Below are 16,246 nucleotides of genomic sequence, written 5' to 3'. Positions count from 1 at the left end.
GCAAATCCAAGCGGAACGGCGATCGGCCATAAGACAGGTTATGGAAACCCCATGTCCCTGTTGCAGTTGCGCACCTTTGTCGAAGTCTATCGCCGCCGCTCGCTGAGCGACGCGGCCCGCGCGATCGGCATCACCCAGCCCGCCGCGTCGCAGCATATCGCCTCGCTCGAGGCGCAGCTCGGCCACCCCCTGTTCGATCGCCATTCGCGCGGTGTGCGTGCCACGGCAATCGCCGACGATCTGGCTGCGGCGATCGGCGACAGCCTCGATACAGCAGAAACGGCCCTCGCCACGGCGCGGGCGCGATCCTCGCGGATGTCCGGTACGGTGCATATCGCCGCGCCATCGGATCTGCTGGGCGAGATGATCACCCCCCGGCTGGGGCCGCTGCTCGACGCGGGCCTCGACCTGCGCCTCCACATCGGCGGGCGCGACGCGCTGTACAGCCTGTTGCTGGAGGACAAGGTGCATCTGGCCGTGACGGCATCGCAGCCGGACGACCCCCGGCTCGCCTTTCACCGGCTCGGCGATGAGGATTTGCGCGCCGTCGCCGCGCCGGTGGTGATCGAGCGGATGGCGGGCCAACCGCTGGCCGATGCGCTGACACGCATACCGCATCTGGCGTACGATCTCGACCGGCCGCTGTTGCGCGCCTGGCTTGAGGCCAACCGGATTGCGCTGGCCGGTCAGCCTGCCCTGACCGCTCCCGACCTTCGCGTGCTGCGATCTGGGTTGTGCGCGGGGCTCGGCTGGACGGTCCTGCCCGGTTATCTGACCCATGCGCAGCGGGCCGACTGCACGCTCGTCGAGATACCCGCGCCGATCAGGGTGCCGCGAAACACCTTCTACCTCGTCTGGGCGCGTTCGTCGCTGCGGCACCCCCGCGTTGCGCTGGCGCGCGATGCGTTGATCGCCGCGCTTAGGATTTGAGGTCAAATCGACACGACATCGTGGGGCTCGCTTCTCAGCTTATGGATAGCAGCCTCGATTGACGTGACAATTCGTCGATGGACCCCGAGCGCGGATTGGCGTTGATCCCCGCATACGTCAGCGCACGCAAAAACCGCCGATTCCTGCCCGTTTACATCAATTCTCGAATGGTACGGATATGGCCCAAAAAGGCCAAAGTGGCGGAGAGGGAGGGATTCGAACCCTCGGTGCCCGTAAAGGCACGCCGCATTTCGAGTGCGGTACAATCGACCACTCTGCCACCTCTCCGCAGAAGACGTCTTTGGCAGGTCGGTGAGACCCGCAATCCGTCGGTCGAGGGCGGGCCTTTAGCGGCTCGGTTTTCCGGTGGCAAGCGCCGTTGTGCTTGTGCAGCGCGGAAAGACGATTAAATTATGGGCATGCCCCGTCATGACCCTATCGGCACCCTGCCCGCGCAGGGGCGCCCCAATGTCGTCGAGATCGATGCGCCCGCGATCGCGCATGCGCGCTTCTCGATCGGCGATGTCGTGCGGCACCGCCTGTTCGATTTCCGCGGCGTGATCTTCGACGTCGATCCGGTCTTCGCCAATACCGAAGAATGGTATGAGGCAATCCCGGAAGCGGTGCGCCCGCGCAAGGATCAGCCCTTCTACCACCTGCTCGCCGAGAATGTGGACTCGAGCTACGTCGCCTATGTCAGCCAGCAGAATCTGGTCGTCGACGACAGCGACGAGCCGGTCGACCATCCGGCGATCGCCGGCCTGTTCGACGATTTCACCGACGGGCGCTACGCGCTGCGCCGCGAACACCGTCACTGATCGGTCTGCGGGAGGGACGCCGTAGCGCCCCTCCGCGTCTCCTTAGAAGTTGATCGCCGCGCGCGCGTACAGGAAGCGCCCGTTGAAGCCGAATGGCGAGAAGTTGCTGTACGGCAGGAACTGATAGGTCGTCGGATAGCTGCCGCCGACGCTCGCCGGGCGCAGGCCGAACGGCCGGCGATCGGGATAGACGTCGAAGGCATTGTCCACGCCCAGCGTCAGCTGCACGCCCTGATATTCGTAGCTCAGCGAGAAATCGGTGATCCACTTCGGGCGCAGTACCTGATCGTCCGGGCCGAGCAGCGTCAGGCTGGTCGCATCGCTGATCGGCGCGGTCGTTTCGGGCGAGATCACCGAACCATAGCGCGTCGTCCGCGCCGACACGCCGATGCCGGCGATCTTGCCGTCGGTCGCCAGCACCACCTTTGTACGCGGCTGGCCCCGTTCGAACCGGAAGCCCTCGACGCGTCCGAACAGGACGAGGCCGGGGATCTGTGCCAGCGACCCCAGCGTGTTCAGCCGCTTGTCGATCTGGTTCTTCGTGTAGTTATACGCCGCCGAGAAATTCCAGGCGCCCAGGCCGCCCAGATTGGCGCGATAGGTCGCAACCGCATCGACGCCCTGCGTGGTCGTATCCAGGCCGTTGATGAAGAAGCGCGCCGCGCCGACGGTGTTGAAGCCGTTCGCCACCAGCACCTGCTGCACCGCGGCATTCTGCGCCGCCGTGCCGACGCCCGCCGCACCCAGATTTTCGGACAGCACGATGCGGTCGCGAATCTTGATATGGAAATAGTCGACAGTCAGATTGAACCCACGGAACGGATTGAGCGTCGCACCGCCCGACAGGTTGACCGACTTTTCGGGCTTGAGCGGCTGCGAGCCAAGCGCGCGTGCCACCGGGCTGTTCACGGCGACGGTCGACACGTCCACGGGCACGCCCGACAGGAAGTTGGTCGAGGTGGTGGTGAAATATTGCTGGTGCAGCGACGGCGCACGGAAGCCGTTCGACACCGATCCGCGCAATGCGAACCCATCGGTCAGTTCATAGCGCAGCGCCAGCTTGCCGTTCACCGTATCGCCGAAGTCGCTGTAATGTTCGTAGCGACCCGCCGCGGTTGCGGTGAAGCCGGTGAACAGGTCGGCGTCGAACTCCAGATAGCCGGCATAGCTGTTGCGGTTGACGTTGGTGCGGGCCGAGGCCGGCAGGCCGCCGAAGCCCTGCGCACCCGCCGCCGCGGTACGGCCGGGGAAGGAGCAGCTGCCGGTCGCCGCGGCGCCCCCGCCGTACACGCCACCCAGTGTGGTGCAGTTCGCCGCCGTGGTGGTCCGCGTCGCCTGGAAGAACGGGCCCGTCTGGTACGACTGCGGATCGCCGGGGCGGATCTGGAAGATTTCGTGGCGATATTCACCGCCGAAGGCGAAGGTCAGCGGACCCGCCAGCCCGACGTCGAACTGGCGCGACAGGTCGGCATTGGCCAGGATCTGCGAGAAGGCGAGACCGCCGGCATCGAACGAGCGCTGGCTCTGCGGACCGAAGGAGACGTTGACGCTATTTTCGGTCCGGTAGCTCAGCTCGTTGCGGCCGAAGCCGAGCGAGAAGTCGCCCTTGAAGCCCGCGACATCGGCCCGGATGCCGCTGGTCGCCGACAGATCGTCGATGCTCGACTGAATCTTGGGCAAATAGCCGTCCGGCGTCAGGCCAACGAAATTGGCGTTGGTCGGCGTCGTGCCGGGCGTGATCGCCGAGAAGTCGCGGTTGGTCGCCGCCGACTGCTGGCGGAAGTTCGCCGCCGACAGGCCGTCGCGATGGCCATAGGTGAAGAAGGCGTAGAAGTCGGCCGAACCCAGTGGCTGGCCCATGTTGATGAGGAAGTTGAAGTCCTGTGTCTTCGCATCGCCATAGCGGAAGTCGAGGCGGTTGAAGCTCGCTTCGCGCGAATCGAACGTGGTCGACGACGGACGGATGTAGTTGGGCCGCAGATCGTAGCCCTGGCGGTTGGTGAAGTCGCGGTCGCGATATTCGCCGGTGAAGTTGAAGAAGCCGCCGTTACCGATCGGCAGGCCGACGTTGACGCCATAGGTCAGCATCGCACCGTCGCGCGCCTTGCGCTCGCCGTTGCTTTTCGCCTGAAGGTAGCGCGAGTCGGTCGGGTCGAGCGACGGGGAATTACCGAGCAGGCCGTTGAAATTGGCCACCCCGTCCAGCGTCGTCACATATTTGCCGTAGCTCACCTGCGCGCGGCCGCCTTCGCTCGCGGTCTTGAGCTGGACGTTGATCACGCCCGCGATCGCATCCGAGCCATATTGCGAGGACGCGCCGTCGCGCAGCACCTCGACCCGCTGGATCGCGAGCGCGGGGATCATGTTCATGTCGACCGCCGCCGAACCGCGCCCGACGGTGCCGTTGATGTTGAGCAACGCCGACACGTGGCGGCGCTTGCCGTTGAGCAACACCAGCGTCTGGTCGGGGTTGAGGCCGCGCAGCGTCGCGGGCCGCGTCACGTCGGAGCCGTCGGCGATCGAGGGCTGCGGGAAGTTGAACGAGGGGACCAGCTGGTTCAGCGTCTTGTTGAGCTCGCCGGTGCCTGACGCCTGCAGCGCGCTGCCCGAAATGACGTCGATCGGCACGGGGCTGTCGATCGCGGTCCGGTTGGCGACGCGGCTGCCGATGACGACGATCTGGTTGGCCGCTTCGTCGCTTTGCGCCGACGTATCGGCCGTCGCTTCCTGGCTGGGCGCCGACTGCACCGCCTGCGCCCAGGCGGGTGCGGCGAAGACCGCCAGGGATGCCGGCACGGCGACGCCGGCAAGCAAGATTGCGCGCTTCATGATATTCCCCTGTTTCGCGCGGCTTAGTTACCGTCACGATCGACGACACTTTATGTCGCGCTGAGGGCCGGGCAAGTCATCGTCACAGACCTTTCATACGTTTGTCATACCGCTGTTGCTGCGCCGCCACATGATGAATGTCGGCGCGCCCCGCTTCAAAGGTTGACAGAAGCCTGCACATTCCTTAGCTGCCGCCGCTCATCCCGCCGGGTCTCCCTGTGCGGGCACATGTTTTTTGGGAAGTGACTAGAGCCATGTTCGCAGTCGTGCGCACGGGCGGCAAGCAGTATCGCGTCGCCGCCGGAGACAAGATCGTCGTCGAGAAGCTGGACGGCGAAGCCGGCGCATCGATCACGCTGGGTGATGTCCTGCTCGCGGGCGAAGGCTCGGAGCTGAAGAGCGTCGAGGGTCTGACCGTCGCCGCCGAGATCGTCGCACAGGCGAAGGGCGAGAAGGTCATCGTCTTCAAGAAGCGCCGCCGTCACAATTATCGCCGCAAGAACGGCCATCGCCAGAACCACACGATCCTCAAGATCGTTTCGGTCGGCTGAGCCCAGCGCGAACAGGAGTAGAGCAGCATGGCACATAAGAAAGCAGGCGGTTCGTCGCGCAACGGTCGTGATTCGGCCGGCCGTCGTCTTGGCGTGAAGAAGTTCGGCGGTCAGGAAGCGATCGCGGGCAACATCCTCGTGCGTCAGCGCGGCACCAAGTTCTATCCGGGCGCCAACGTGGGCATGGGCAAGGACCATACCCTGTTCGCGCTCGTCGATGGCCGCGTGGCGTTCCACGAAGGCAAGCTCGGCCGTAAATTCTGCTCGGTGCAGATTATGGCGGAAGCCGCAGAATAACGGGCAACCAGCCGGGTTGCCCACCAGGGTGACCCGGTCGCATCTTCCACAAGATGCCAACCAAACAAGGGAGACGGGTCACCCCGGCTCCCTTTTTTCTTGCTCCCCGACCCCGACTGTCCCTGCCGCGTCACAGGCGCGTGGCAGCGGCGTGGCCAAGGAGAGAGCAGGAATGTTCGCGAGAACCAACAGATTGACGCTCCGGCCGGCGTGGCCGGAGGATGCGGCCGAGCTGGCCGCGGCGATCGATCACGAAGCGGTCACCCGGATGCTGAGCCGGGTCCCCTACCCCTACACCCTGTCCGATGCAGAGGCGTTTTGCGCCCGTCCCCATGCACCCGATGATGCACGGATGCTGATCGTCAGCCATGATCTTGCATGGCCCGATGGCGCCCCGGCCATCGTCGGCGGCATTGGCATTTCGGAAATGGATGGCCAGCCCAACCTTGGCTACTGGCTCACCCCCGCCGCCTGGGGGCGCGGCTATGCGACCGAGGCGGGCCATGCCGTCATCGCGATGGCGCGGCACGCGCTGGGTCTGCGGCGCATCGCCGGCTGGCATTTCGCCGACAATCCCGCATCGGGCGCCGTCCTGCGCAAGCTCGGCTTCCGGCCGACCGGGCAGACGGCCGTCAAGCCATCGCTGGGCCGGACCGAACCGGCGCCGTCGATCGCCTACACGCTCGATCTGGACGCGGCAGAAGAGGATCACCCGGCACTGCGTATCGCGGCGTGAACGGGGGGCGTGCCGCGACTCGCCGGCCCGTCACCTCGTTACGCCGATGCACTACCGGCTGGCCCCGCCTCCACCGTCACCCCGGACTTGATCCGGGGCGACGAGATATTTGGTGCGATCGAAGGCCGACGATCGAATATTTGCACGTTGGAATGCGTGAGGAGGACCAGCCATCGCCGCGTGGGAGCGGCCTGCCCTCTTCCATCTCGTCATTCCCGCGCAGGCGGGAATCCAGACTGGCTGACGGTGCAGGGGCTCAGACGCGTTAGCGGTTATGGATTCCCGCCTGCGTGGGAATGACGGAACAGAGAAAGGTGCCCCCCGCCCCTCAATGCTTCTCCGCGACCCGCGTCAGCTTGCGGATGAAGCCGATCAGCCCGGTCTGGCGCGAGCGCTTCAGGCGTTCGGCCGCGAGGATCGTCTTCACGCCGCGGAAGCATTCCTCGACGTCGTCATTGACCAGGACATAGTCATAGCCGTCCCAGTGGCTCACCTCGTTGGCGGCGCGTGCCATGCGCGCGTCAATCACCTCGGCCGAATCGGTGTTCCGATTCGTCAGCCGCGCGCGCAATTCCTCCATCGAGGGTGGGAAGATGAACACGCGTACCACGTCGCCGCCGGCGATCTGGAATAGCTGTTGTGCGCCCTGCCAGTCGATGTCGAACAGCACGTCCTTGCCCGCGGCCAGCATCGCTTCCACCTGCGCGCGCGGCGTGCCGTAGCGGTGGCCGAAGACATGCGCCCATTCCAGGAATTCGTCGTCCGCCACCATGCGGCGAAATTCCTCAAGGCCGACAAAGTGATAGTCCTTGCCGTCGGTCTCACCCGGACGAATGCCGCGCGTCGTAGCCGACACCGACATCTCGAGGCCGGGCTCATCCGCGAGCAATTTGCGCGCGATGGTGGACTTGCCGGCGCCCGAAGGCGAGGACAGAACGAACAACATGCCGCGGCGGCGGAAGTTGTGCGGATCATTGGGGGAGGAGGACGGCATGCGCGCTACTGGCGTAGCCGCGGGCCGGGCGTCAAGCGTGGGCGCGTGGTTGGCGGCGAAAAGTGGCTGGCTGATCGCCGCCGTGCTAGTGCTGACTGCGACGACATTGTTCGTCATGGGCCGCTCGCCGATCTGCCCCTGCGGCCGAATCGCGCTGTGGCATGGGGCGGTGCAATCCGACCAGAACAGCCAGCAGATCGCCGATTGGTACAGCCTCAGCCATATCGTCCACGGCCTGCTCTTCTATGCGGCGGGCTGGCTGGCGCTAGGTCGCTGGCCATGGACCGCCCGGCTCGTTCTGGCCGTGGCGATCGAATCGGGTTGGGAAATCCTCGAAAACTCGCCGCTCATTATCGATCGCTATCGCAGCGTGACGATGGCCTGGGGCTATAGCGGCGACAGCATCCTCAATTCGCTCAGCGACATCGGCTGCATGATGCTGGGGTTCGCGATCGCACGGCGACTGCCCTGGTGGGCGAGCGCGGTGCTGGTCGTGCTGCTGGAACTGGTGGCATTGGTCGCGATCCGCGACAATCTGACACTCAACCTCATCATGCTGATCGCGCCGGTCGAGGCGATCCGGCAGTGGCAGATGGGTTAGCGGCAGCCCGTATGAAGCGTGACCCCTGCGATATCGCCGGGGCCACACCAACCCTCGATCAGATCTGGCCGCGCGCCGCCTTGCGACGATCATAGGCCTTCTTGGCGACATAGCCGCCGCCCAGGATCATGCCGAGCGGCCCCATGCGCCGCATCGCGCCCATCGCCAGCGCGCCGATCGCCGCGCCCTTCAGGCCGCTGTCGCCGTTGCGGCGCTCGACTTCGCGACCCACCAATGCACCGATAATCTTGCCGATCATGCTTCCACCTTTCCGAAAATCTGATCCTTCAGCTGCTCGGCGCCACGCAGCACCGCCCAGCCGACCGCGTAGGTTACCGCCAGCGGGAGCACGACCTTCAGCACGTTCGCGGTGACGGCGCCGATGATCGCGCCGTCTGCGACGCTGTCGTCATCGCCCGAGATCGAATCGATTGCCGCGCCGATCAGCGCGCCCGTGGTCGTCGTACTCACGCCATGCCCTTCGTGGTTGTTACGCCCCCAGCAAGCGCGCGAACCACGGGGAAGTTCCGCGGCGGACCCGTCCGGCCGCTCAGCGACCGATCATCGTCTCCGGACGCACGAGCCGGTCGAACGTCTCGGCATCGACCAGCCCCAGTTCCAGCCCGGCCTCCTTCAGCGTCTGGCCGTGCTGATGGGCGTGCTTCGCGATCTTGGCGGCATTGTCATAGCCGATCTCGGGCGCCAGCGCCGTCACCAGCATCAGCGACCGGTCGAGCAGTTCGGCGATACGCGCGCGATTGGCGGTCATCCCCTCCACCGTCCGTTCGGCGAAGCTGGTCATACCGACGCTGAGCAACGCGATCGAGCGCAGCACGTTGGCGCCGATCAGCGGCTTGAAGACATTGAGCTCCATATGGCCCTGCAGGCCGCCGACGGTGACGGCGACATTGTTGCCCATCACCTGCGCCGCGACCATGGTCAGCATCTCGGCCTGCGTCGGATTGACCTTGCCCGGCATGATCGAGCTGCCCGGTTCGTTGGCGGGCAGTTCCAGCTCGCCCAGGCCCGACCGCGGGCCGGAGCCGAGCAGCCGGATATCGTTGGCGATCTTGGTCAGCGCCACCGCGAGCACGTTAAGCGCGCCGTGCAGATCGACCAGGCCGTCGTTGCTGGCCAGCGCCTCGAACTTGTTCGGCGCGGTGACGAACGGCAGGCCAGTGAGGCCGGCGATCTCCGCCGCCACCTCTTCCGCAAAGCCGCCGGGCGCGTTCAGGCCGGTGCCGACCGCCGTGCCGCCCTGCGCCAGCGGCATGATGTTGCGGTCCAATGTGCCGGCGATCCGGTCGCGCGCATTGGCGATCTGCTGCGCATAGCCCGAAAACTCCTGCCCCAGCGTCAGCGGCGTCGCGTCCTGCAAATGCGTGCGGCCGATCTTCACCAGATCGCGCCATTCGACCGCCTTGGCGTCGAGTGCCGCATGCAGCCGGTCGAGCGCCGGGTAGAGCTGCTGCGTCACCGCCAGTGCGGCGGCGACGTGCAGTGCGGTGGGGAAGCTGTCGTTCGAGGACTGGCCGCGGTTGACGTCGTCATTGGGGTGGACGGGCGTCTTGCCACCGCGCGTGCCTGCCAGCGCCTCGTTGGCGTGGCCGGCAATCACCTCGTTGACGTTCATGTTCGATTGCGTGCCGCTGCCCGTCTGCCAGACGACGAGCGGGAACTGGTCATCGAGGTCGCCCGCGACGATCGCCGCCGCCGCTGCCTCGATCGCATCGGCCTTGTGCGCGTCCAGCCCGTGCCGCCGGTTCACGCGCGCCGCCGCCTGCTTCACGATGGCGAGCGCGTGGGCGATCTCCACCGGCATCCGCTCGCGTGGGCCGAAGGGGAAATTCTCCAGGCTGCGTTCGGTCTGGGCGCCCCAATAGGCGTCGGCGGGAACCTCGATCAGTCCGATCGAATCGGTTTCGGTGCGCGTGGTCATGCTGCTCCAATTCGTCAGACAAGCGCTTGTTTCAAGACAGGGGCTGTGCCAATTTTGCGACATGCTGTTCCTTGCCCTGATCGCGCAGGCCGCAATCGCTGCCGGCCCCTGCCATTACGACCGCACCGCGATGCTGGCGCTCGATCAGGCGGCGTTCGATCAGGACATGACCGGCGGCTGGCGCAAGCTGGAACAGGACGGTTGCGAGGCAGAGGCCGCCGACCTGATCCGCGACTGGCGGATCGCGCACAAGGCGCAGGATAGCATCCTGTTCTGGCACGAGGGGCAGCTGCGCGCCGACATCGGCCAGACCGCGCAGGCGATCGCGCTCTTCCGTCAGTCGTACAAGCCGGCGGCGAAGGACCGCGTCGGCTGGAACCATTATGTCGACGGCACGATCGCCTTCCTTGATCGCGACCGCACCGCGTTCGATGCCGCCCGAGCGCGCCTCGCGGCCTTGCCGCAGCCGGCCGGGTTCACGTTCAACGGCCCGGACGGCAAGCCGCTGCCGATCCGCTGGCCGCTCAACATGAACGTGTTCGAAGGCTTCGACCGGTGCTGGGGCCAGCCCTATAAGGCGGCCTATGCCTGCGCGACGCCGATGCGGGTCGTCCAGGTTCCCGACCGGAAATAGCGTTCGGGCGAACGGCCGGAGACGCGCCGGCGATGCGTCAGGCCCGGGGCGTCAGGCCCAGTGCGTCAGGCCCGCAGCGTCATATGCGGGGCGACCTCCCCCAGCAGCTGCGCGACCGTTTCAATGTCGTCGCGCGCCGCGATAGCGATCGTCGATCCGTCGCTGCCGTCTTCCAGCGAGATGATGGCATAGCCGGCTTCGGCAAGGCTGGCGGGATCGATCGTGTCCACCGATCGCACCCGTGCTGCCGCGAGCCGCTGCCGGGCGATCTCCTGGACAAGCTCGTCGACCGTCTCTTCCTTCCAGTCGACCAGCGCGACCCACCCCTCTTCGCTGAGCAGTTCGAGGAAGGAATCGATTCGCATCGACTCCGACGTATCCTCCTGATCGACGAAAAAGCCCTCGCGCAACCGCCGCCGCGCGCTGGCGAGCGACCGGCCGGACAGTCGATGGTACAGCTCGGCGAACTGCCGTTGCCACAGCGGGGTCCGTGGACCCGGCTCCGTCGGGGTGACATCGGGCAGGACCTGCTCGGCCCAGGTCATCAGCGCGGACAGGAATTTTTCCTGCCGGACGGTCAGCTCGTCGGTCTCGCGTCGCCCTTCGAGATGGTGCAGCACGACGACGGGCTCGCGGCCGAACGGGAAGCCGATCCGGAACCGGGCATGCAGCAACGCCCGACCCGTCACGTCGGATCGCAGCCCCACCTTCAGGCGCAGCTCTGCTTTGCCCCGCTTGCGCGAACAGTCGGCGAAACGCCCCGTGTCCTGCGCCTTCAACGACTTCCCAACCGGACAATGGCCGATCAGGGCGAGCACCCGACGCGCATAGCGATCGGCGAGGTCGGACGGAGCGTCGGTCATTGCGGCGGGACGATCGCGCCGACATCGTCGGCGACGGCACGGCTCGCATCCGCCGCCATGCCCGACGCCCGACGCGCGACCGCCAGGAATTCCGCTTCCGACACGGGGGCATAGTTGCAGCCGACGAACAGGCTGTCGGCGGGCGGCGGCGGCGGTGCCTTTGCCCCGAACGCCTTGGCCAGCAGCGCGGCGGTGGCATTGCCCGTCGGCGCGAACGCCCCCAGCATCGGGCCGCGCTTGGGATCGACGAAGCGATAATATTGCTCGGTGATCGCAATCGGCGCGCGCTTCAGCCCATGCGCCGCGATAAACGCCTCGGCGACCTTGCGCGGCCACAGCGTCACGATCCAATTGTTGAGGAAATAAACGCGATCGACGCGCTGTCCCATCAGCGACGCGGGCGTCGTCAGCGTATAGCCTTCGATGCCCAGCATGCCCTCGGTCGCCGTGTCGGGGGCGCCCTCCTTCATCCAGGCGGGGATTTTCGGGTCGAGGAACAGCCCGTTGGCAAAGGCCTCCAGCGCGTCGCGCGACCGGCAGGATAGCGCATCGCTCAAAAGCTCCGGCGTCAGCGCGGCCGGTGCGTCGGCCGGCACGGGCTTAGCCTGCGCCGCGGCAGACGGCGGCAGGGACAGCGTCAGCACGAGCGGCAGAACGAAGGACATGCGGCGGATCATGACGCGTGTCTGCCAGCAGAGGCGAACGGGATCAATGGTCAGAATCGGACAGGCTTGACCCGCATCCCGCGCGCCGTCACCTGTCGGGGACATGAGAGTGATCCTGTCCCTGACGCTGGCCTTCGTCCTCGCCCTGGCGGGGACCGGCGTCGCGAGGGCGATCGACCCCGGCGTGTTTGGCTCCTGCTTCGAAGGGGCGTGCGGCTATGCGGCGATGCTCGTCGCGCTGCTCGGCACTTTGCTCCTCGCGCCCGTCGTGTGGATCGGGCTGGGCTGCGCAGGGCCGCTCAGCCGGCTGTTGCTCGGCGCGATCCTATTCGCGCTGCTTGGTTGGTTTCTTCTGACGCCGCTGCTCTGGATCGCCGGCCTCGCCGCCTTCGCTTATGCCATCGTCCGGTCGATCCGCCGCGCCCGTGCGGAAGGGCGCGCAACCCGCGACCTGTTCATCATACCCCGGACCTAGACCGAACGCCGCTCAGATGGCGGTCGCCCGCTCTACGCGCAGCCCCATCGTGCCGGCCAGCGCCAGCAGCCGGTCCGTATCCGATCGGCGGACGATGACGACGTGCAGATTGTCGTCGAGACCGTTGTGCCACGACACCACTTCCCATGCGGTCGGCCGCGCGAGCAATTGCGCGTCGAGCCACGCAAAATAGTCCTTCGAGCGCACCTTTTCCTGATCCTCGCGATAGGGGAACGGCGGCAGCGGCTCGGCGAATTCGTCGCTGATCAGCTCGTGCAGCTCATCGATCTTGTCGCCGATCAGGAAGAACTCGCCCAGCGTCATCTCGACCACCAGCTGCCGGATCTCCTCGGGATCGTAATCGCGCAGCCAGTCTTCGGGGTCGGTCACCGCCGCGTCCACTTCCGCCGCCTTCTCACGCACGGCGTCGTCGTCCAGCGCCCCGGCGCTGAGCAGCCTGACGATCTCGGTGTACATTGCGCCTGCTCCTGCCGTCGAACCTCAGGCAGGCATAAAAGCGTCCGTTCCGGATGGAAAGCAGCTATCGCGATGCGGGCCGTCCGCGACCGGCAGCGATGGTGACCCCGGCGCGATTCGAACGCGCGACCTACAGATTAGGAATCTGGCGCTCTATCCTGCTGAGCTACGGGGCCACTGCCTCGCCTGATACCGGTGCGCGAGCGCAGGGTCCAGCCCGTCAGTTCGCCTCTTCGGGTGGCCGCACGGGCAGCGGCAACGGCGCGATCGGCACGCCCTCCTCCACCAGTGCCTTCGCCTCGGCGAGGCTCGCCTGGCCATGGATCGCGCTCACCGTCTCCTCGCCGTCGTGCATCGCCCGCGCCCGCGTCGCGAAGTCGCGCCCGACCCATTGCGATCCCTCCAGCGCCTTGGCCTGCAGGCCCGCCAGCTCGCGCAGCGCCGCCTTCACGACATCGGGCGACGGCGCCGCCTCGCGCGTGTTGCCCTTGGCCGGAATGCCCGGCGCCATCACCGCCTTGCCCACCCCGGTCGTGCCGCACATCGGGCAGACGACATGACCCGCGGATCGCTGCGTTTCATAGGCTGCGCTCGACTGGAACCACGCCTCGAACACATGGCCGCCGTCGCAGCGCAGGTCGAAGACGATCACGCCCGGACCACCGGCGGAATGGGCCGATGATGCTGCAGCACCGGCATGCGCGCCCGCACATCGGCGACGCGCGCCGGATCGACCTCGGCAAAGCCCAGCCCACGCGCCTCGCCCATGTCGAGCAGCACGTCGCCCCAGGGATCGACGACCAGCGAATGGCCATAGGTCGCGCGACCGTCCGCATGCGCCCCCGCCTGCGCCGCAGCGACGACGAAACACCCCGTCTCGATCGCGCGGGCGCGCAGCAGCGCGTGCCAATGCGCCGCGCCGGTCGGACGCGTAAAGGCCGCCGGGATCGACAGCATTGTCGCACCCGCCTGCGCCAGCGAGGCATACAGGCCCGCGAACCGCAGATCGTAACAGATCGACAGCCCCATGCCGCCCAGCGGCGTATCGACCACCATGGCGGTGTCGCCCGGCGCATAGCTCGCCGATTCGCGCCAGCTCTCGCCCGTCGGCAGATCCGCGTCGAACAGGTGAAGCTTGTCGTAGCGCGCGCGGATCGCGCCCGTGTCGTCGATCACGAAGCTGCGATTGGCGAGCCGCCCGTCGTCACGCCGGATCGCCAGCGACCCCAATTGCACCCAGAGCCCCGCCTTCGCCGCCGCTTCGCGCACCGTTGCCAGCACGGGGTCGTCGCCCTCGGCACGCATCGACGCGGCCGCCCGCGCGCGATCGCGATCCAGCAGGCCCGCCATCTCGGGCGCGAAGACCATGCCCGCGCCGTTCGCCTTGGCCGCGGCGATGCCGTGGCGCAGGTCCGCGGCGTTGACGGCGGGGTCGATCCCGCTCGTCATCTGCAACAGCGCGATCAGCACGGGGGTGACGTCAGCCGGCGAGCAGCGGATCGAGCCCGCCGCGCGCATCGAGCGCCGCCAGATCGTCCGACCCGCCGATATGCGCGCCATCGATGAACACCTGCGGCACGGTGGTGCGCCCGTTGGCGCGCTGGATCATCTCCTGCCGCTGCGGGCCGCCCATCGTGATGTCATATTCCACCGGCTCGACGCCCTTGTCGGCCAGCAGCCGCATCGCGCGCGAGCAATAGGGGCAGAATGCCTTGGTGTAGATTTCGACCTTTGCCATGCCCGTGGAGGTGTGATGCGGCGGCGGTCTTGTCAATCGTCGCTCTCCGCGATCACCCGCGCCCAGCACAGGATCGTCACCGATGCCGCCCTCGCGCGCAGCAGCACCGCGGTGCAGGCGTCCGTCGTCGCGCCGCTAGTATAGACGTCGTCGACCAGCCCGACATGCAGCCCGCGCACCCGCGCCGGGTCGGGCACCTCAAAGGCCCCCTTCACCGCCCGCGCCCGCGCCTTGCGCCCCATGCCGCGCAGCGCCGCGGTCCGCCGCCGCCGGGTCAGCGCAAAGGGATCATGCCGCAGCCCCGTCTCGCGCGCCAGCGCCGCCGCGATCAGCCCGGCCTGGTTGTAGCCGCGCGACCACAGCCGCCAGCGATGCAGCGGCACCGGCACCAGCAGGTCGATGTCCGCGGGCACCAGCGGCGCGATCCGCTGCGCCATCGTCGTCGCGATCCCCATCCGCCCGCCATATTTCAACCGCAACGCCAGCTGCCGTGCGATCGGACCATAAGCGACCGCCGCCCGCACCCCGCGGTGACGCGGCGGATCGGCAAGGCAGGCCGCGCACTGCACGCCTTCCCCCATCGCATGCGTGAAGGGCAGCTTACAGGTCGCGCACCACGGCGGCCCGATCAGGTGCAGGCTGCTCCAGCAGGCGGCGCAGAAGCGATGGTCCGCCGCCACCGGCTCGCCGCATCCCGGACAGCGCGGCGGCAGCGCCTGCGCCACCAATATGCCGACGCCGCCCGCCAACCCCTTCCAGGCAGACGCGGCGATGCGTGGCGCAAATCGGCTCATGCCCGCTTGTCGCCCGGCCGTCCGAAAGGCACAAGCCGGCGCGTGACCAGTCCCGCCCCCAATGCCATTTTCGACGCCGCGGCCCGCCGTCGCCGCCGCGACCGCGCCGCCGCGGGCGACTATGCCGCCCACGCCTTCCTGCGCGACACGATGGTCGACGGGCTGCTCGAACGCCTCGCCGCGGTGAAGCGCGATTTTGCCGACGTGCTCGATGTCGGCGCCAGCGACACCGCGCTCATGGTGCCCGGCGCACGGGTGGCGCGGATGGACCCCGGTTTCGCCTTCGCGCGCGCCAGCGGCGGGGTGCAGGCGGACGAAGACCGCCTGCCCTTCGCCGATGCCAGTTTTGATGCAGTGCTCAGCGCCGGCGTGCTCGATCAGGTCAACGATTTGCCCGGCGCTTTGTCGCTCATTCGCCGCACGTTGCGGCCCGATGGCGTGTTCCTGGGCGCGTTCCTCGGCGCCGGCAGCCTGCCCGCGCTCCGCGCCGCGTTCCGCGCGGCGGAAGGCGACCGACCCGCCCCCCGCCTGCACCCGCAGATCGACGTCCGCTCGGCGGGCGACCTGCTCGTCCGCGCCGGACTGACCCTGCCGGTCGCCGACGTCGAGACGCTCGACGTGCGCTATGCCAGCTTCGGCCGGCTGCTCGACGATCTGCGCGGCAGTGCGCTGGGCAATATCCTGACCGCGCGCACCGGCATGACGCGCGGCACGCTCGCCCGCGCCGCCGCCGCCTTCGCCGAAGCGGCGGGGCCGGACGGGCGGACGACGGAGCGCTTCTCGATCGTCTTCCTCACCGGCTGGGCCCCCGACGCGTCGCAGCCCCAACCCGCCCGCCGCGGCAGCGCCACCGCCAGCCTCGCAGCGGCGTTGAAGACGCCGTAAACCTCTTAAGCTCCGTCACC

The 16,246-nt window shown here is 67.5% G+C and carries 21 protein-coding genes and 2 tRNA genes; 9 read left to right on the top strand and 14 right to left on the bottom strand.

The features are described 5' to 3' along the window. Window positions 1-51: 51 nt before the first annotated feature. Window positions 52-930: a LysR family transcriptional regulator gene (locus SPHME3_RS0109840; protein WP_018250698.1), complete on the top strand. Its 879-nt coding sequence runs from the start codon at window positions 52-54 to the stop codon at window positions 928-930. Between the two features lie 198 nt (window positions 931-1,128). Here SPHME3_RS0109840 and SPHME3_RS0109835 read toward each other — a convergent pair. Continuing rightward, window positions 1,129-1,218: transfer RNA gene (locus SPHME3_RS0109835), tRNA-Ser, on the bottom strand. A 131-nt stretch (window positions 1,219-1,349) separates the two neighbouring features. Between SPHME3_RS0109835 and hspQ the strand changes: the two genes are divergently transcribed. Continuing rightward, window positions 1,350-1,748: a heat shock protein HspQ gene (gene hspQ, locus SPHME3_RS0109830; RefSeq protein WP_051066254.1), complete on the top strand. Its 399-nt coding sequence runs from the start codon at window positions 1,350-1,352 to the stop codon at window positions 1,746-1,748. Window positions 1,749-1,790: 42 nt separating this feature from the next. Here the strand turns inward: hspQ and SPHME3_RS0109825 are convergent, their stop codons facing one another. Beyond that, entirely contained in the window at window positions 1,791-4,577 is a 2,787-nt protein-coding gene (locus SPHME3_RS0109825; RefSeq protein ID WP_017979336.1) for a TonB-dependent receptor plug domain-containing protein, read from the bottom strand. Between the two features lie 254 nt (window positions 4,578-4,831). Between SPHME3_RS0109825 and rplU the strand changes: the two genes are divergently transcribed. The 3 genes from rplU (at window position 4,832) to SPHME3_RS0109810 (ending at window position 6,161) form a co-directional block, all read left to right on the top strand. After that, the gene (rplU, locus tag SPHME3_RS0109820) at window positions 4,832-5,128 is read left to right on the top strand and encodes a 50S ribosomal protein L21 (RefSeq protein WP_017979337.1); all 297 of its coding nucleotides are present in this window, start codon (window positions 4,832-4,834) and stop codon (window positions 5,126-5,128) included. A 27-nt stretch (window positions 5,129-5,155) separates the two neighbouring features. Then, window positions 5,156-5,425 (top strand): 50S ribosomal protein L27, encoded by a 270-nt coding sequence (rpmA, locus tag SPHME3_RS0109815; protein WP_018250697.1) that lies wholly within the window; start codon window positions 5,156-5,158, stop codon window positions 5,423-5,425. 172 nt (window positions 5,426-5,597) lie between these two features. Next, window positions 5,598-6,161, top strand: coding sequence for a GNAT family N-acetyltransferase (locus tag SPHME3_RS0109810; protein WP_029720448.1), 564 nt, complete (start codon window positions 5,598-5,600; stop codon window positions 6,159-6,161). A gap of 328 nt (window positions 6,162-6,489) precedes the next feature. Here the strand turns inward: SPHME3_RS0109810 and gmk are convergent, their stop codons facing one another. Then, window positions 6,490-7,155, bottom strand: a complete 666-nt coding sequence (gmk, locus tag SPHME3_RS0109805) for a guanylate kinase (protein WP_024310297.1) — start codon at window positions 7,153-7,155, stop codon at window positions 6,490-6,492. On the opposite strand from gmk, the gene SPHME3_RS0109800 reads away from it, so the two are divergent. Next, window positions 7,154-7,756, top strand: coding sequence for a DUF2585 family protein (locus SPHME3_RS0109800; RefSeq protein WP_037476544.1), 603 nt, complete (start codon window positions 7,154-7,156; stop codon window positions 7,754-7,756). The genes gmk and SPHME3_RS0109800 overlap by 2 nt on opposite strands. A 58-nt stretch (window positions 7,757-7,814) precedes the next feature. Here the strand turns inward: SPHME3_RS0109800 and SPHME3_RS0109795 are convergent, their stop codons facing one another. The 3 genes from SPHME3_RS0109795 to fumC all read right to left on the bottom strand — a co-directional run bounded on the left by SPHME3_RS0109795 (window position 7,815) and on the right by fumC (window position 9,695). Next, complete coding sequence (locus tag SPHME3_RS0109795) at window positions 7,815-8,015, bottom strand: hypothetical protein (protein ID WP_017979342.1); 201 nt, start codon at window positions 8,013-8,015, stop codon at window positions 7,815-7,817. After that, on the bottom strand, window positions 8,012-8,227 hold the full coding sequence (locus tag SPHME3_RS0109790; RefSeq protein ID WP_017979343.1) for a hypothetical protein: 216 nt from the start codon (window positions 8,225-8,227) through the stop codon (window positions 8,012-8,014). Before SPHME3_RS0109790 ends, SPHME3_RS0109795 begins: the two co-directional genes overlap by 4 nt. 79 nt (window positions 8,228-8,306) lie before the next feature. Further along, window positions 8,307-9,695, bottom strand: coding sequence for a class II fumarate hydratase (gene fumC / locus SPHME3_RS0109785; RefSeq protein ID WP_017979344.1), 1,389 nt, complete (start codon window positions 9,693-9,695; stop codon window positions 8,307-8,309). 61 nt (window positions 9,696-9,756) lie between these two features. On the opposite strand from fumC, the gene SPHME3_RS0109780 reads away from it, so the two are divergent. Further along, entirely contained in the window at window positions 9,757-10,329 is a 573-nt protein-coding gene (locus SPHME3_RS0109780) for a hypothetical protein (protein ID WP_017979345.1), read from the top strand. Window positions 10,330-10,394: 65 nt separating this feature from the next. Here SPHME3_RS0109780 and SPHME3_RS0109775 read toward each other — a convergent pair whose 3' ends face one another. Then, window positions 10,395-11,192, bottom strand: coding sequence for a DUF6630 family protein (locus tag SPHME3_RS0109775; protein WP_017979346.1), 798 nt, complete (start codon window positions 11,190-11,192; stop codon window positions 10,395-10,397). Further along, on the bottom strand, window positions 11,189-11,857 hold the full coding sequence (locus SPHME3_RS0109770; protein ID WP_020486547.1) for a hypothetical protein: 669 nt from the start codon (window positions 11,855-11,857) through the stop codon (window positions 11,189-11,191). Before SPHME3_RS0109770 ends, SPHME3_RS0109775 begins: the two co-directional genes overlap by 4 nt. A 109-nt stretch (window positions 11,858-11,966) precedes the next feature. On the opposite strand from SPHME3_RS0109770, the gene SPHME3_RS0109765 reads away from it, so the two are divergent. After that, window positions 11,967-12,332 (top strand): hypothetical protein, encoded by a 366-nt coding sequence (locus SPHME3_RS0109765; protein ID WP_017979348.1) that lies wholly within the window; start codon window positions 11,967-11,969, stop codon window positions 12,330-12,332. A gap of 12 nt (window positions 12,333-12,344) precedes the next feature. Here SPHME3_RS0109765 and SPHME3_RS0109760 read toward each other — a convergent pair whose 3' ends face one another. The 6 genes from SPHME3_RS0109760 to SPHME3_RS0109735 form a co-directional block, all read right to left on the bottom strand. Continuing rightward, a complete protein-coding gene (locus tag SPHME3_RS0109760) occupies window positions 12,345-12,809 on the bottom strand; it encodes a hypothetical protein (protein ID WP_017979349.1) in 465 nt (154 codons plus the stop codon). 99 nt (window positions 12,810-12,908) lie between these two features. Further along, a tRNA-Arg gene (locus tag SPHME3_RS0109755) sits at window positions 12,909-12,985 on the bottom strand. 44 nt (window positions 12,986-13,029) lie between these two features. Beyond that, the gene (locus SPHME3_RS0109750; protein ID WP_017979350.1) at window positions 13,030-13,461 is read right to left on the bottom strand and encodes a DUF1178 family protein; all 432 of its coding nucleotides are present in this window, start codon (window positions 13,459-13,461) and stop codon (window positions 13,030-13,032) included. Next, entirely contained in the window at window positions 13,458-14,327 is an 870-nt protein-coding gene (locus SPHME3_RS0109745; protein ID WP_017979351.1) for a carbon-nitrogen hydrolase family protein, read from the bottom strand. The genes SPHME3_RS0109750 and SPHME3_RS0109745 overlap by 4 nt, the downstream gene beginning before the upstream one ends. Next, window positions 14,290-14,547: a glutaredoxin 3 gene (gene grxC / locus SPHME3_RS0109740; protein WP_017979352.1), complete on the bottom strand. Its 258-nt coding sequence runs from the start codon at window positions 14,545-14,547 to the stop codon at window positions 14,290-14,292. Before grxC ends, SPHME3_RS0109745 begins: the two co-directional genes overlap by 38 nt. A gap of 32 nt (window positions 14,548-14,579) precedes the next feature. Then, window positions 14,580-15,341 carry a ComF family protein gene (locus SPHME3_RS0109735; protein WP_017979353.1) on the bottom strand — a complete coding sequence of 254 codons (762 nt, stop codon included), beginning with the start codon at window positions 15,339-15,341 and terminating at the stop codon, window positions 14,580-14,582. A gap of 42 nt (window positions 15,342-15,383) precedes the next feature. Between SPHME3_RS0109735 and SPHME3_RS0109730 the strand changes: the two genes are divergently transcribed. Next, window positions 15,384-16,226, top strand: coding sequence for a methyltransferase domain-containing protein (locus tag SPHME3_RS0109730; RefSeq protein ID WP_017979354.1), 843 nt, complete (start codon window positions 15,384-15,386; stop codon window positions 16,224-16,226). Window positions 16,227-16,246: the final 20 nt, after the last annotated feature.

The organism is Sphingomonas melonis DAPP-PG 224 (assembly GCF_000379045.1).
In the GTDB taxonomy this organism is placed as follows: Bacteria; Pseudomonadota; Alphaproteobacteria; order Sphingomonadales; family Sphingomonadaceae; genus Sphingomonas; species Sphingomonas aquatilis.
The sequence above is the reverse complement of the archived record's forward strand: the minus strand, read 5'-3'. Positions and strand labels throughout refer to the sequence as shown.